The sequence below is a fragment of the Arthrobacter sp. UYEF21 genome, assembly GCF_040546085.1.
Taxonomy (GTDB): Bacteria; Actinomycetota; Actinomycetes; order Actinomycetales; family Micrococcaceae; genus Arthrobacter.
Genome location: NZ_JBEPNF010000005.1, coordinates 143638 through 157212, shown reverse-complemented (window position 1 = coordinate 157212; position 13575 = coordinate 143638). Strand labels below are relative to the sequence as shown.

Sequence of the window (13575 nt, the reverse complement as noted above, 5' to 3'; positions counted from 1 at the left end):
TGTGACGCGAAAGAAATCTCCGGTTTGACACCCAGTGTTGAATTAGAGGAACCAGACAAAATTTAGGTACCGTAGTTTTGACGGCCGGAAGGCCTACTGACTAACTAGACCAATGAGGTGACCAGATGGCTTTGACGCCAGAAGACGTTGTCAACAAGCGCTTTCAGCCGACCAAGTTCCGCGAAGGCTACGACCAGGACGAAGTTGACGACTTCCTGGACGAAATCGTTGTGGAACTCAGGCGCCTGAACCAGGAGAACGACGAGCTCCGCAAGAAGCTTGCCGAATCCGGTTCCGCCGTGCCGGCCAGCTCCGCTGCAGCCGCCCCGGTGGTTGAGAAGGTCCCCGCGCCCGTCAAGGCAGACAAGGTTGAGGCTCCGGCGAAGGCCGCAGTCGACTCGAAACCTGCCGACGCTGTGAAGAAGAAGGAAGCCGAGCCGGTGGCCACCGCTGCAGCCGTTCCGGCCGCTGCCCCCGCACCGGCCGGCGGAAGGTCTGTTTCCGCCGAGTCCGCGGCCGGCCTGCTCGCCATGGCACAGCAGATGCACGACCGCCACGTCGCCGATGGCCAGTCGCAGAAGGACAAGATCATCGCTGAGGCCCAGATCGAGGCCAGCAGCCTGGTCAACGATGCCCAGGAGAAGTCACGCAAGATCCTCGGCGCCTTGGAGCAGCAGCGCTCGGTTCTGGAGCGCAAGGTGGAGCAGCTTCGTGGATTCGAGCGCGATTACCGCTCACGCCTGAAGGCCTACATCGAAGGCCAGTTGCGCGACCTTGACGCCCGCGGTTCCGTCGCGGCCCCCGAGGTCGAAGCGAACTAGTCAGTCAAGCAAGTATTCTGAAAGCCGGTGGCTGAGGTTTCCTCGGCCGCCGGTTTTTGTGATTAACATCGGTTTTACAAATGAAAGCACCATGACTGACGATCTTGCCGCCGACGCTGCACACCCGGTTCCCTCAACGCCCCGCCCAGGGAAGACGCTCTTGTTCTCCCTCTTCGCAGGCTTTGTAATCTTTGCTTACGTCTTCGACCAGCTGACCAAAATCTGGGTGACCACCTCCATGGTGGAGGGGGAGCGCATCCCTGTCCTGCCGCCGCTCCTGCACTGGTACTTTATCCGGAACTCCGGCGCGGCCTTCTCCATCGGCGAGAACGTAACCTGGGTGTTTTCCATCATCATGGCCGGGGTATCCATAGCCATCCTGTTCCAGGTGCGCAAGCTCGGCTCCGCCTGGTGGGCACTTGCGTTGGGGCTGCTCCTGGGCGGTGCCCTGGGCAACCTGACAGACCGGCTGTTCCGCGAACCTTCCTTCGGCATGGGGCACGTGGTGGACTTCATCCAGCTGCCCAATTTCGCGATCTTCAATATTGCCGATTCGGCGGTGGTTTCCGCTGTGTCCATCATTTGTATCCTGACACTGCGGGGGATCTCGCTGGACGGTTCACGGCACGTCGCTGCCGCGCGGGAAAAAGCCGATGATGCCTGAGCGTGTGGTGGTGGATGAGGAATCCGGTGGAACACGGGCCGATGCTGGGCTGGCCATGCTGATGGGGATTTCCCGTTCCCTGGCGGCGACCCTTATTGCCGAAGGCAATGTGGTCAGCCGCGGGAAAAAGCTCGGCAAGTCCGCGCGCCTGGTGGCCGGGGACGTCCTGGAAGTGACGGTGCCTGATCGACGGGACCCGCTCGAAGTGGTGGAGGAAGTTGTGGAAGGCCTGAAAATCCTGCTCGACGACGACGATTTCGTGGTGGTGGACAAGCCGGTAGGCGTGGCAGCGCATCCTTCTCCCGGCTGGGTGGGACCGACTGTGGTGGGAGGTCTTGCCGGGGCGGGGTACCGCATCTCGACGTCGGGCGCGCCTGAGCGCGTGGGAATCGTCCACAGGCTCGACGTCGGCACGTCGGGTGTGATGGTTGTGGCCAAGACCGAGCGCGCTTATACGGCCCTGAAACGGGCTTTCAAGGAACGCACCGTGGAGAAGGTATATCACGCCGTGGTCCAGGGACTCCCGGACCCGCTGGAGGGCACCATTGACGCACCCATCGGCCGCCACCCCGGACACGACTGGCGGTTCGCGGTGATTGAGGACGGCCGTCCGTCGGTGACGCACTACGAAGTATTGGAAGCCTTCGGCAAAGCAACCCTGGTGGAGGTGCACTTGGAAACGGGACGCACGCATCAGATCAGGGTGCACTTTTCAGCGCTCCGGCACCCTTGCGCCGGTGACCTTACTTACGGGGCTGACCCGCGGCTTGCGGCAACCCTGGGCCTGACGCGGCAATGGCTGCATGCGCGCCAGCTCGGCTTCGACCACCCCGTCACTGGCGAGCGTGTGACCGTCACCAGCGAATACCCCCAGGACCTTGCCTATGCCCTGGAAGTTCTCGAATCAGGCCAAGCCTAGCCACGCGGCCTGGTTGCCGCCCGCTTGCCGCTGAGTTCCTCATCACCTAGTCCCTACCGGCTGCGCCGCTGGGCCAGGGGCCGCCCGCCAGCGCTTAGAATGGTGCGGTGACTTCCAGCAATGCCTCGTTCGTCCATCTTCACAACCACACCGAATACTCCATGCTGGACGGTGCCGCCCGTCTGGGGGAGCTCTTCGATGAGACCGAACGCCTGGGGATGCCAGCACTCGCCACCACTGACCACGGCTACCTGTTCGGCGCCTTCGACTTCTGGAAACGTGCAACGGACCAGGGCATCAAGCCGATCATCGGCGTCGAAGCCTATGTCACCCCCGGCACCGCGCGGACGGACAAGAGCCGTGTCCGTTGGGGCGAGGAGCACCAGCGCAAAGACGATATCTCCGGTGGTGGTTCGTACACCCACATGACACTGCTGAGCTACAACAACGCCGGCATGAGGAACCTCTTCCGGGCGTCTTCCATCGCCTCCCTGGATGCCGTCTTCGGCAAGTGGCCGCGGCTGGACCGGGAACTCCTAAACACGTATTCGGAGGGCCTGATCGCCACGACGGGCTGCCCGTCGGGAGAAGTCCAGACCCGGCTGCGCCTTGGCCAGTACCGCGAGGCTTTGGAGGCCGCCTCGGAATTCCGTGACATTTTCGGTGCGGAGAATTACTTCTGCGAACTCATGGATCACGGCCTGGACATCGAACGGCGGGTCACGGGGGACCTGCTGCGGCTGGCCAAGGACCTGAACCTGCCACTGGTGGCCACCAATGACCTGCACTATACGCACGAACATGATGCCAAGGCGCATGAGGCCCTGCTGGCGATCCAGTCCGGTTCCACCCTGCTGGAGCCCACGTATGACAATGGCGGCTCGCGGTTCGCGTTCTCCGGCAGCGGTTACTACCTGAAGTCACCGCAGGAAATGCGGGAGCTTTTCAGGGACCACCCTGACGCCTGCGACAACACACTGCTGATCGCCGAGCGCTGCGAAGTCTCGTTCAACACGGGCGCAAACTACATGCCGCGGTTCCCCTGCCCGCCGGGCGAGGACGAGACGTCCTGGCTGGTCAAGGAAGTGGCCACCGGCCTGGAGTTCCGGTACCCGGGCGGCGTCCCGGACAAGGTCCGCACGCAGGCTGACTATGAGCTCGAAGTCATCACCTCCATGGGATTCCCGGGTTACTTCCTGGTGGTGGCCGACTTCATCAACTGGGCCAAGAGCAACGGCATCCGCGTCGGTCCGGGCCGTGGTTCCGGAGCCGGTTCCATGGTGGCCTACGCGATGCGGATCACCGACCTTGATCCGCTCCACCACGGCCTGATCTTTGAGCGGTTCCTCAACCCGGACCGTGTCTCCATGCCTGACTTCGACGTCGACTTCGATGACCGCCGCCGGTCCGAAGTGATCGACTACGTCACCCGCAAGTACGGTGACGAGCGCGTGGCCATGATCGTGACCTACGGCACCATCAAGACCAAGCAGGCCCTGAAGGACTCGTCCCGGGTGCTGGGCTACCCGTTCAGCATGGGCGAGCAGCTCACCAAGGCCCTGCCTCCGGCCGTGATGGCCAAGGACATTCCGCTGGCGGACATCCAGAACAAGGACTCCAAGCGCTACAGCGAGGCCGGCGACTTCCGGCAGCTGATCGGCACGGACCCCGAAGCAGCCAAGGTCTTTGAGACGGCCCTCGGTATTGAGGGACTGAAGCGCCAGTGGGGTGTGCACGCGGCCGGCGTCATCATGTCCTCGGACCCCATTATTGACGTCATCCCCGTCATGCGGCGCATCCAGGACGGCCAGGTGATTACGCAGTTCGATTACCCCACCTGCGAAGGCCTGGGCCTGATCAAGATGGACTTCCTGGGGTTGCGGAACCTGACGATCATTTCCGACGCCCTGGAAAACATCAAGCTCAACCGCGGCCACGACCTCGACCTGGACAGCCTGGCCCTTGACGACGTCGCCTCCTACGAACTGATGGCCCGGGGCGACACCCTGGGCGTTTTCCAGCTTGACGGAGGGCCGATGCGCGGGCTCCTGAAGCTGATGAAGCCTGACAACTTCGAAGACATCTCCGCTGTGCTCGCCCTGTACCGCCCCGGTCCGATGGGCGCCAACGCCCACACGGACTACGCACTGCGCAAGAACGGGATCCAGGAAGTCATTCCGATCCACCCGGAGCTGAAGGAACCCCTCGCAGAGATCCTCGGCGGCACCTACGGCCTGATCGTGTACCAGGAGCAGGTGATGGCCGTGGCGCAGAAGCTCGCCGGCTATTCCCTCGGCCAGGCCGACATCCTCCGCCGCGCAATGGGTAAAAAGAAGAAATCGGAGCTGGACAAGCAGTTCGCCGGGTTCTCCCAGGGCATGCAGGACAACGGCTATTCCATGGAGGCCGTGAAGACTCTCTGGGACATCCTGCTCCCCTTCTCCGACTACGCGTTCAACAAGGCGCATTCAGCCGCGTATGGCGTGATTTCCTACTGGACCGCCTACCTGAAGGCACACTACGCGCCGGAGTACATGGCAGCCCTGCTGACGTCGGTTGGCGATGACAAGGACAAATCCGCTATCTACCTCAACGAATGCCGCCGCATGGGAATCACCGTCTTGCCGCCGGATGTCAACGAGTCGGCACTGAACTTCACGCCTGTTGGCACCGACATCCGCTTCGGCATGGGGGCCATCCGCAACGTGGGGGTCAACGCCGTCGAAGCGATGGTGGCCGCGCGCGAAAAGGAGGGCGCCTACACGTCCTTTAAGGACTATCTGGTCAAGGTTCCCGCCGTGGTGTGCAACAAGCGCACCATTGAGTCCCTGATCAAGGCCGGCGCGTTCGACTCCCTCAAACACCATCGGCGCGCCCTGGCGATGATCCATGAGGAGGCCATCGATTCGGTCATCACACTCAAGCGCAATGAAGCGATCGGCCAGTTCGACCTCTTCGCCGGCTTCGAGGAAGCCGAGTCCGAGGCCTCGCTGAGCATTGAGATTCCCGACCTGCCCGAATGGGAGAAGAAGGACAAGCTGTCCTTCGAACGGGACATGCTGGGACTCTATGTCTCGGACCACCCGCTCCAGGGACTCGAAGGCCTCCTCAGCCAGCACGCGGACCAGAGCATCACCTCGATCATCGCCGATGACGGGCCGCACGACGGCGCAATTGTCACCATCTCGGGCATGATCACCTCGCTCAGCCGCAGGATCGCCAAGGCCAGCGGCAACGCCTACGCACGTGCCGAAATCGAGGACCTCGGCGGCTCGATGGAGGTTATGTTTTTCGGCCAGGTCTATGGCCCCATCGCATCAGTACTGGCTGAGGACCTGATTGTGGTGGTCAAGGGCCGCCTGCAGCGGCGCGACGACGGTGCCGTGGCTTTAAACTGTATGGAACTCAGTGTCCCGGACCTCAGTGAAGGCACAAACGGTCCCGTGCAGATTTCCATGGCAACCCACAAGGCCACCGAAACAGTGGTCACCGAGCTGGGGGACGTCCTGCGGAACCACCGGGGCAACTCCGAAGTCCGGCTGCACCTGCAGGGGGATACGCGCACCGAAGTCATGGCCCTGCCAGTCCATCTCAGGGTCAATCCAAGCCCATCGCTGTTCGGGGACTTGAAGGTCCTCCTTGGGCCAACCTGCCTGGACTACTAGTCTCTCTGGCTAGATTTCGTAGTCCAGCGGGACCGGCTGGCCATAGCTGCCCGCGTGGTAGAGGAGCGGCGAGCCGTCCGCGCCGACGGCGCCCGCCACTACTTCGACAACCACCACGGCGTTGTTCTCGAAGGAGAGCCGCATCTGGATCTTGCCGATGAGCCACCCGGCGACGTCCTTAAGGACCGGGACATCGTGCGGGCCAAGTTCCCAGTGGTCTCCGCCGAAGCGGTCCTTCGTGCGCGCGAACCGGTCGGCCAGGGCCTGGTTTTCCAGGCCCAGCATGTGGACGCCGAGGTGGGTGGCGTTGGCAACGGCCGGCCAGGAACTTGAACTCCGTGCCATGTTGAAGGTGAACCGCGGCGGCTGTGCTGACAGCGACGCAACCGACGTGGCGGTAAAACCGTACGGCTCACCCTTGTAGTTCACCGTGATGATGGCGACGCCGGCCGCGTGGCGCCGGAACATTTCCTTGAACGTGCCCTCAAACGGCGATGCATCTGACATGGTGTAAACCGCTCCTTGGAAACATGCTGATCTGGACTCTCCCTTAAGGGTATTGGTCCGGCCGGGCGCGGCGGAATCGGCTGACAACCCACGTCATGTGACCTCGTGCATCGAACCTTTGTTAAGGTTTGTTTCATGAGTGAACACATCAGCCACCGGTCCGCCCGGTTGCCGTGGAAGTGGTTTGTTGCTGCCGCGGCCGGTGGTATCCCCGTGGGACTTTTGTGGTGGCTGCTCGCCCCGGGCGGTCTGAACCTGATCACCCGCAATCCCGCCTTCGGTGACGGGACCAATCCGGACGCATGGCTGCCGCGGGACCTGACTCTCGGCGGCCTCCTCGTTTTCGCCGGCTGCCTGATGGCCGTCTTCCTTACGGACAAAGGCGGCCGGGCAGCGCAACCGGCTTTCCTCCTCAGCCTGGCCGGCGGATTCGCCGGCGCACTCATTGCCTGGCAGACGGGCATGATGGCGGGCCGGCTGTGGGGCGTCCCGGCGGACACAACCTTCAGTTCCAGCGTGGCCTTCTCCCTCCGCTCGTGGTCTGTAGTGCTGCTGTGGCCGGCGGCAACCGCAACCTGCGTGTTTGGCCTGAGCCTACTGAACCTGCTGAAGAAGGGACCAAACGGCGGGAGTGCACCCCGCGCCGAAGGCACGGCGCCCGGCGCGTAAAATAATCAGGTGACCATTTCTCCTGAATCTCCCGCCACCCCGCCAACCACAACCGTGAGCTTCCGCACGGTCGATCTGCGCGGACGGGGCCTGACCTTGGCCGGCTTGCGTGCCGCCGTGCCTCGTGCCCGGCACAACACGGTGGCGGACGCGGAAGAAAAAGTCCTCGACATCATCAAGGCTGTCAGGCAGGACGGTTTTGCCGCCCTCAGCGACCTTGCCCTTCGGTTCGACGGCGTGGACCAGGTCCATCCCGGGGTCCCTGCCGAAGCACTGGCTAAGGCGCTGGCGGATCTGGATCCGGCCGTCCGCAGCGCGCTGGAGGAATCCATCAGCCGTGCCCGGCAGTTTGCCGACGCCCAGCGGCCGCGCAACGTCAACGTCGAACTTGGCGACGGTGCGCTGGTGAGCCAGAACTGGGTACCGGTTTCGCGGGTGGGGCTTTACGTTCCGGGCGGCTTGGCCGTCTACCCGTCGTCGGTCATCATGAACGTTGTCCCCGCGCTGGCCGCCGGGGTGGAGTCCATCGCCCTGGCGTCCCCGCCGCAGAAGGACTTCGGCGGCCTCCCGCACCCCACCATTCTTGCGGCGGCGGCCCTGCTCGGCATCAGCGAGGTGTACGCCATCGGCGGCGCGCAGGCCATCGCTGCGTTCGCCTATGGCGTGGACGCCGGCGACGCCGGGCCCGCGCTGGAACCCGTTGACGTAGTGACAGGTCCCGGAAACATTTTTGTGGCCACCGCGAAGCGGCTGGTCAAGGGCGTGGTGGGCATCGACTCCGAGGCCGGAACCACGGAAATTGCCATCCTGGCCGATTCCTCCGCCCAGCCTGACCTTGTGGCCGCGGACCTGATCAGCCAGGCCGAACACGACCCACAGGCCGCTTCGGTGCTCATCACCGATTCGGAGGACCTTGCCGCGGCAGTCCGCGTCGAACTGGACCGGCAGGCGGCCGCCACCAAGCATTCGCAGCGTGTGTGCGAGGCCCTGTCCGGACCTCAGTCGGGCGTCGTTTTGGTGGAGGACCTCGGACAGGGCATCGCCGCCTGTGACGCGTATGCCGCGGAACACCTGGAAATCATGACCGCGGACGCGGCCACGGTGGCCGCCAGGATCCGGAACGCCGGTGCGATCTTTGTGGGGGACTACAGTCCCGTCAGCCTGGGGGATTACTGCGCGGGGTCCAACCACGTGTTGCCCACCAGCGGTACGGCGGCGTTTTCCTCCGGCTTGAACGTCACCACTTTCCTGCGCGCCATCCAGGTGGTCAATTACAGCCGGGCTGCCCTTGCCGAAGTCAGCGGTCACATCGTGAGCCTGTCCGCGGCGGAGGACCTCCCTGCCCACGGCCAGGCCGTGACGGCCCGGTTCACGGGGAACGCCTGATTACCGCCGGGACGGGGCGAAAGTACTACATGTAGTACTGGCCTTCACTACATGTAGTAGTTACAGGCTTGGTGTTAGACACCATCCGGTCGTAGACTGATGCCTGACGATCGAGGGAGGGGACACCATGTACTGTCCGTTCTGCCGCAACCCGGACTCCCGCGTTGTCGACAGCCGCATGGCCGACGACGGTTCAGCCATCAGGCGCCGCCGCCAGTGCCCCGAGTGCGGACGCCGGTTCACCACCGTCGAAACCACCAGCCTGTCCGTCATTAAGCGTTCCGGCGTCGGCGAGCCGTTCAGCCGTAGCAAGGTCATCAACGGCGTCCGCAAGGCCTGCCAGGGCCGCCCGGTGAGCGAAGATGACCTTGCGCTCCTTGCGCAGGAGGTTGAGGAGCAGATCCGCGCCTCGGGGGCCGCAGAGATTGATGCGCATGAAGTTGGCCTCGTCATCCTCGGCCCGCTGCAGAAGCTCGACCAGGTGGCGTACCTGCGGTTCGCCAGCGTGTACCAGGCCTTCGAATCCCTTGAAGACTTCGAGACCGCCATTGCGCTGCTCCGCCACGAGTCCGCGGAAGAAATCCCGGTACAGCCTGCAAAGAGCACTAAGAACTCCGCAAAGAGTCCCCTGTAAGCTCCCGTACGGCGGCTGAGGGCAGACGCAGCCAGCACCGTCACTGCGGGCCGGCCACCAGCCCCACCGTGAGGACGTCTACGGCGCCCTTGGACGCGGCATAGTGCGCCCACGTTCCCGGTGAACCTGCCTTGGTGGCCGTGGAAGAGATGTTGATGATGGAACCGCCGTTGCCGCCGGTGTTCCGTCCCAGCCCGCGGACGGCCGCCTGGCAGACGTAGATCGGGCCGGACACGTTCACGTCCATCACGCGCCGCACCGTCTCGGCGGGAACGTCGGCGAGTTTGCCGATCAGGTTCCCGGTGATGCCGGCCTTGTTTACACCCGCGGCGAATTTGCCCAGCTGGTCGGCTGCGTCGACGAGGGCCTCCACTGCGGCGGGGTCGCTCACATCCGCCTGGACGGCAACAGCCGTCCCGCCGCTTCCAGTAATGTGTCGCACCACTAAGCTGGCACCTGCGGCGTAGGCTGGAAAATTCACGACGACGGCGTACCCCTCCTGTGCGGCACGGCGGGCGATAGCCGCCCCGATGCCGCTGCTGGCACCGGTAACAACCATCACCGCAGGCGAAGCCGCATCAGAACCAGCCAATAGCTATTTAACGTACTTGTGCTTCAAGGCAATTTCGACGGCGGCGCCCACGATTCCGGCCTCGTTCTTCAACTCAGCAGGCACGATGGGAGTGCGCAGCTTCAGCTTGGGCAGGAACTCGTCCGCGCGCTTGGAGATGCCGCCGCCCACAATGAACAGCTCGGGCGAGAACAGGAACTCGACGTGGGCGAAATAGCGCTGCAGCAGTACGCTGTATTCCTCCCAGCTCAGGCCGTCCCGCTCGCGGGCCACGGCGGAAGCCTTGGTCTCGGCGTCGAAGCCGTCGATCTCCAGGTGGCCCAGCTCCGCGTTGGGCACCAGATGGCCGTTGAAGATGAAAGCAGAACCGATCCCGGTGCCGAGGGTGATCACCAGGACAGTGCCGTCAATCCCGGCGCCGGCACCGAAGCGCGCCTCCGCCAGCCCCGCGGCGTCGGCGTCGTTGATGACCTCAACCGGGCGTCCCAGGCGGGCCGTGAGCAGGGCGTCGATGTCTGTGTTAAGCCAGCTTTTGTCCACGTTGGCCGCAGAATGCACCACGCCGTGCTGGATGATGCCGGGGAATGTAACGCCCACAGGCGAATCCGGTGCCGGGGCCTCCGGGCGGCCGGAGAGTTCGGCCACGACCTGCGCCACGACGTCGGCAACTGCCTCGGGGGTGGCCGGCTGGGGAGTGGGCACCCGGAACCGCTCGCCGAGGACTTTGCCCTTCTTCAGGTCGACAATACCGCCCTTGATTCCGGTACCGCCGATGTCGATGCCGATCAGCGGAGCTTTTTTGTGCGACTTCTCGTCCTTCTTGGCCAATGTCTTATCCGTTCGTGGCAGGGCGGGCGGGCCGGTCGGCTGACCGGGGGATTCAGGGGAGCGTCAGGATCTCCGCGCCGGATTCCGTGACCAGCAGGGTGTGTTCAAACTGCGCGGTCCGTTTGTGGTCGCGGGTGACAACCGTCCAGTCGTCTTCCCACATGTCCCATTCGACGGTGCCGAGTGTCAGCATGGGTTCGATCGTGAACACCATTCCTGCTTCGATCACCGTGTTGTAGGCAGGGGCGGCATCGTAGTGGGGGATGATCAGGCCGGTATGGAAGGCTTCGCCCACCCCGTGACCCGTGAAGTCCCGCACCACGCCGTAGCCGAAACGTTTCGCGTACGACTGGATGGCGCGGCCGATGACGTTGATTTCGCGGCCGGGCGCCACGGCCCTGATGGCCCGGTTGAGGGACTCCTGCGTCCGCTCCACCAGGAGGCGTGATTCCTCGTCGACGTCGCCCGCCGGGAAGGTGTAGTTTGTGTCGCCGTGAACCCCGTTAATGAAGGCCGTGATATCGATGTTGAGGATATCGCCGTCCTGAACCACGGTGCTGTCCGGAATGCCATGGCAGATGACTTCATTCAGCGACGAACACAGAGACTTGGGGAATCCCCGGTAACCCAAGGTGGACGGGTATGCCTTGTGGTCCAGCAGGAACTCATGGCCCACCTTGTCCAGCTGGTCGGTGGTGACTCCCGGCTTGACGTGCTTGCCCACCTCAACGATCGCCTGCGCGGCGATCCGGCTGGCGGTACGGATCTTCTCGATGGTCTCGGCCGACTTGACCTCGGAGCCGGTGAACTTGGCCGGGCCAGGCTTGCCCACGTACTCCGGGCGCGGAATGGACGCCGGAACGGACAGTTGGAGGCTGACCGTTCCGCGGGTCAGCGTGCCGGTGGGTGCAGTCGAGGCTAGGGAAGGCATAGATTGATCATATAAGGGACCGTAGAACGCCAAGAAACGCGAGGGCTTAAACTGCACCCGTGGTCACTTGGGTTACGCGGGTCACAGCCGGGGCCTGCTGCCCGACGGAACGAAGGAGCATCCGATGACTGAGTACTGGTTCAACGTGAAAACACACGAGGTGGAAGAAGACGCCCAGTCAGATTGGACCCAGCTGATTGGCCCGTATAAAACGCGGGAGGAAGCTGAGCACGCACTCGCAAAGGTACGGGCCCGCAACGCGGCGTGGGAAAAGGGCGACGAAGACTGAAGGGGGCCGCGGCACCCCCGTGCCGCCGTCGGTTTTTGAGGGCCGCTGCAACTCCCCAACGGGGCTTTCGGCTGGGAGAGTTACTACACACGCCCGGACGACGGACCGGTGGTACCGCAAGGAGGCACATCATGGCCGGACTCAAGCCAGAATACTCAGGACAGTAGCGCTTCGACCCGGCGTATACGCGTATCGGCTTTTCCACCCGCCACGCAATGGTCACGAAAGTGCGCGGGGCCTTTAATGACATCGAAGGCTCCATCATGGTGGACTCAGAGGCGCCCGAACGCTCAATCGTTGAGCTGACCATCAAAGTCGCGAGCATTGGCACCCGCAATGCCGACCGCGATCAGCACCTGCGGACCAACGACTTCTTTGACGCTCCCCAGTCCCCGGAGATTTCGTTTGTGAGCGACCGCGTGGATCAGGTTGACGAGGGCCACTTCATTGTCAGTGGAGCCGTAACTATCCGGGGCATCACCCGGGAGATTTCGATCCCGATCGACTTCGTCGGCGTTGAACGGAACCCCGCGGGCAACCTCCGGGCCGGCTTTGAAGGTACCCGTAGGATAAACCGCCAGGATTTCGGGCTCAAATGGAATACCAACCTGGACTCGGGCGGGTGCTGGTGTCGGACAAGATCACCCTGGAGTTCGAGAAGTCCGCCATTAAGGTCGAAGAGGGCGCTGCACAGGGCTGAGGGGTAAGGTGCCAACCCGGAAGCCGCTGCTTTAGAAGGAGTGCTCCGGGCCGGGGAACTGGCCTGAACGTACGTCCTCGCCGTAGGCCTTGGCAGCATCGCCGAGTGTGGCGCGGAGATCGGCGTACTGCTTGACGAACTTCGCCATGCGGCCGCCCCGGAGTCCAGCCATGTCCTGCCAGACCAGCACTTGCCCGGTGGTGGCGTTACCGGCGCCAATGCCGACGGTCGGCACGCTCACGGCCGCGTCAACGGCGGCCGCGGTTTCCGCCGGCACCATTTCCATCAGGATACTGAACGCACCCGCCTCAGCCAGCGCCACGGCGTCGTCAATCAGGCGCTGCGCGTCATCACCGCGGCCCTGCACACGGTAACCGCCCAGGGCGTGTTCGCTTTGCGGGGTGAACCCGATGTGGGCCATGACCGGGATGCCGGCCTGGACCATGGCGCGCACAGTTTCGGCGTAGTACTTCCCGCCCTCGATTTTGACGGCGTGCGCCAGCCCTTCCTTAAGGAACCGGACGCCGCTAGCCACGCCTTGCTGGGCTGAGACTTCATAACTGCCGAACGGCAGGTCCGCCACCACCAGGGCGCGCTTGGCTGAACGGGCCACAGCCCGGCAGAGGGGGAGGAGTTCATCCACCGTCACGGGGAGGCTGGTCTCGTTGCCAAAGACGTTGTTGGATGCGGAGTCTCCCACCAGGAGCACCTCAATACCGGCCTGATCGAAGATCTCAGCACTGTATTGCTCGTAGGCAGTCAGCATGGCGAACCTGGTGCCGTCCCGTTTGGCCTGCTGCAGGTGGTGGATGCGGACTTTGGCTGCCGGCTTGGCTGGAGCGCCCGACGACGGCGCCTGCGCCGGTGCCGGCCCGTTTCCGTAAGGTGCGGGTACGTCAACGGACGCGCTTGAGTCAGAGCTATTGGTTGAGGCCATGGCAAGAGCGTAGTGCGGCACCCGCGGTCCTAGCCACCCGCGGACAGGACCGCA

The 13575-nt window shown here is 63.7% G+C and carries 13 protein-coding genes and 1 pseudogene; 9 read left to right on the top strand and 5 right to left on the bottom strand.

Annotation, left to right across the window (positions count from 1 at the left end):
• Positions 1-125 precede the first annotated feature (125 nt).
• The 4 genes from ABIB27_RS08025 (at position 126) to dnaE (ending at position 6069) form a co-directional block, all read left to right on the top strand.
• Positions 126-821, top strand: coding sequence for a DivIVA domain-containing protein (locus ABIB27_RS08025; RefSeq protein WP_354216878.1), 696 nt, complete (start codon positions 126-128; stop codon positions 819-821).
• Positions 822-912: 91 nt separating this feature from the next.
• Positions 913-1485, top strand: coding sequence for a signal peptidase II (lspA, locus tag ABIB27_RS08020; RefSeq protein WP_354216879.1), 573 nt, complete (start codon positions 913-915; stop codon positions 1483-1485).
• Positions 1478-2404 carry an RluA family pseudouridine synthase gene (locus tag ABIB27_RS08015; protein ID WP_354216880.1) on the top strand — a complete coding sequence of 309 codons (927 nt, stop codon included), beginning with the start codon at positions 1478-1480 and terminating at the stop codon, positions 2402-2404. Before lspA ends, ABIB27_RS08015 begins: the two co-directional genes overlap by 8 nt.
• A 107-nt stretch (positions 2405-2511) precedes the next feature.
• Positions 2512-6069: a DNA polymerase III subunit alpha gene (gene dnaE / locus ABIB27_RS08010; RefSeq protein ID WP_354216881.1), complete on the top strand. Its 3558-nt coding sequence runs from the start codon at positions 2512-2514 to the stop codon at positions 6067-6069.
• A gap of 9 nt (positions 6070-6078) precedes the next feature.
• Here dnaE and ABIB27_RS08005 read toward each other — a convergent pair whose 3' ends face one another.
• Entirely contained in the window at positions 6079-6576 is a 498-nt protein-coding gene (locus ABIB27_RS08005; protein WP_354216882.1) for a flavin reductase family protein, read from the bottom strand.
• Between the two features lie 135 nt (positions 6577-6711).
• Between ABIB27_RS08005 and ABIB27_RS08000 the strand changes: the two genes are divergently transcribed.
• From ABIB27_RS08000 to nrdR, 3 genes are all read left to right on the top strand, one after another.
• Positions 6712-7245 (top strand): hypothetical protein, encoded by a 534-nt coding sequence (locus tag ABIB27_RS08000; RefSeq protein WP_354216883.1) that lies wholly within the window; start codon positions 6712-6714, stop codon positions 7243-7245.
• A 9-nt stretch (positions 7246-7254) separates the two neighbouring features.
• Positions 7255-8631, top strand: coding sequence for a histidinol dehydrogenase (hisD, locus tag ABIB27_RS07995; protein ID WP_354216884.1), 1377 nt, complete (start codon positions 7255-7257; stop codon positions 8629-8631).
• Between the two features lie 127 nt (positions 8632-8758).
• Complete coding sequence (nrdR, locus tag ABIB27_RS07990; protein WP_354216885.1) at positions 8759-9265, top strand: transcriptional regulator NrdR; 507 nt, start codon at positions 8759-8761, stop codon at positions 9263-9265.
• Positions 9266-9305: 40 nt separating this feature from the next.
• Here nrdR and ABIB27_RS07985 read toward each other — a convergent pair whose 3' ends face one another.
• Genes ABIB27_RS07985 through map form a run of 3 tightly spaced genes read right to left on the bottom strand, consistent with a single transcriptional unit; the run spans position 9306 to position 11595 of the window.
• Positions 9306-9824, bottom strand: a complete 519-nt coding sequence (locus tag ABIB27_RS07985; RefSeq protein WP_354216886.1) for an SDR family NAD(P)-dependent oxidoreductase — start codon at positions 9822-9824, stop codon at positions 9306-9308.
• A 36-nt stretch (positions 9825-9860) separates the two neighbouring features.
• Positions 9861-10664 (bottom strand): polyphosphate--glucose phosphotransferase, encoded by an 804-nt coding sequence (gene ppgK, locus ABIB27_RS07980; protein WP_354216887.1) that lies wholly within the window; start codon positions 10662-10664, stop codon positions 9861-9863.
• 52 nt (positions 10665-10716) lie between these two features.
• Positions 10717-11595 (bottom strand): type I methionyl aminopeptidase, encoded by an 879-nt coding sequence (gene map / locus ABIB27_RS07975; RefSeq protein ID WP_354216888.1) that lies wholly within the window; start codon positions 11593-11595, stop codon positions 10717-10719.
• Positions 11596-11719: 124 nt separating this feature from the next.
• On the opposite strand from map, the gene ABIB27_RS07970 reads away from it, so the two are divergent.
• Positions 11720-11884 (top strand): SPOR domain-containing protein, encoded by a 165-nt coding sequence (locus ABIB27_RS07970; RefSeq protein WP_354216889.1) that lies wholly within the window; start codon positions 11720-11722, stop codon positions 11882-11884.
• Between the two features lie 215 nt (positions 11885-12099).
• Positions 12100-12429, top strand: a pseudogene (locus tag ABIB27_RS07965) (YceI family protein); the annotation flags it as partial.
• A 186-nt stretch (positions 12430-12615) separates the two neighbouring features.
• On the opposite strand, the gene panB reads toward ABIB27_RS07965, so the two are convergent.
• Positions 12616-13521, bottom strand: coding sequence for a 3-methyl-2-oxobutanoate hydroxymethyltransferase (gene panB / locus ABIB27_RS07960; RefSeq protein WP_354216890.1), 906 nt, complete (start codon positions 13519-13521; stop codon positions 12616-12618).
• Positions 13522-13575: the final 54 nt, after the last annotated feature.

Coding starts and splice junctions, on each gene's coding strand:
- lspA (WP_354216879.1), top strand. CDS start 913: ATGACTGACGATCTTGCCGCCGACGCTGCACACCCGGTTCCCTCAACG.
- ABIB27_RS08005 (WP_354216882.1), bottom strand. CDS start 6,576: ATGTCAGATGCATCGCCGTTTGAGGGCACGTTCAAGGAAATGTTCCGG.
- ABIB27_RS08025 (WP_354216878.1), top strand. CDS start 126: ATGGCTTTGACGCCAGAAGACGTTGTCAACAAGCGCTTTCAGCCGACC.
- ABIB27_RS08000 (WP_354216883.1), top strand. CDS start 6,712: ATGAGTGAACACATCAGCCACCGGTCCGCCCGGTTGCCGTGGAAGTGG.
- nrdR (WP_354216885.1), top strand. CDS start 8,759: ATGTACTGTCCGTTCTGCCGCAACCCGGACTCCCGCGTTGTCGACAGC.
- ABIB27_RS08015 (WP_354216880.1), top strand. CDS start 1,478: ATGCCTGAGCGTGTGGTGGTGGATGAGGAATCCGGTGGAACACGGGCC.
- panB (WP_354216890.1), bottom strand. CDS start 13,521: ATGGCCTCAACCAATAGCTCTGACTCAAGCGCGTCCGTTGACGTACCC.
- ABIB27_RS07970 (WP_354216889.1), top strand. CDS start 11,720: ATGACTGAGTACTGGTTCAACGTGAAAACACACGAGGTGGAAGAAGAC.
- ABIB27_RS07985 (WP_354216886.1), bottom strand. CDS start 9,824: ATGGTTGTTACCGGTGCCAGCAGCGGCATCGGGGCGGCTATCGCCCGC.
- map (WP_354216888.1), bottom strand. CDS start 11,595: ATGCCTTCCCTAGCCTCGACTGCACCCACCGGCACGCTGACCCGCGGA.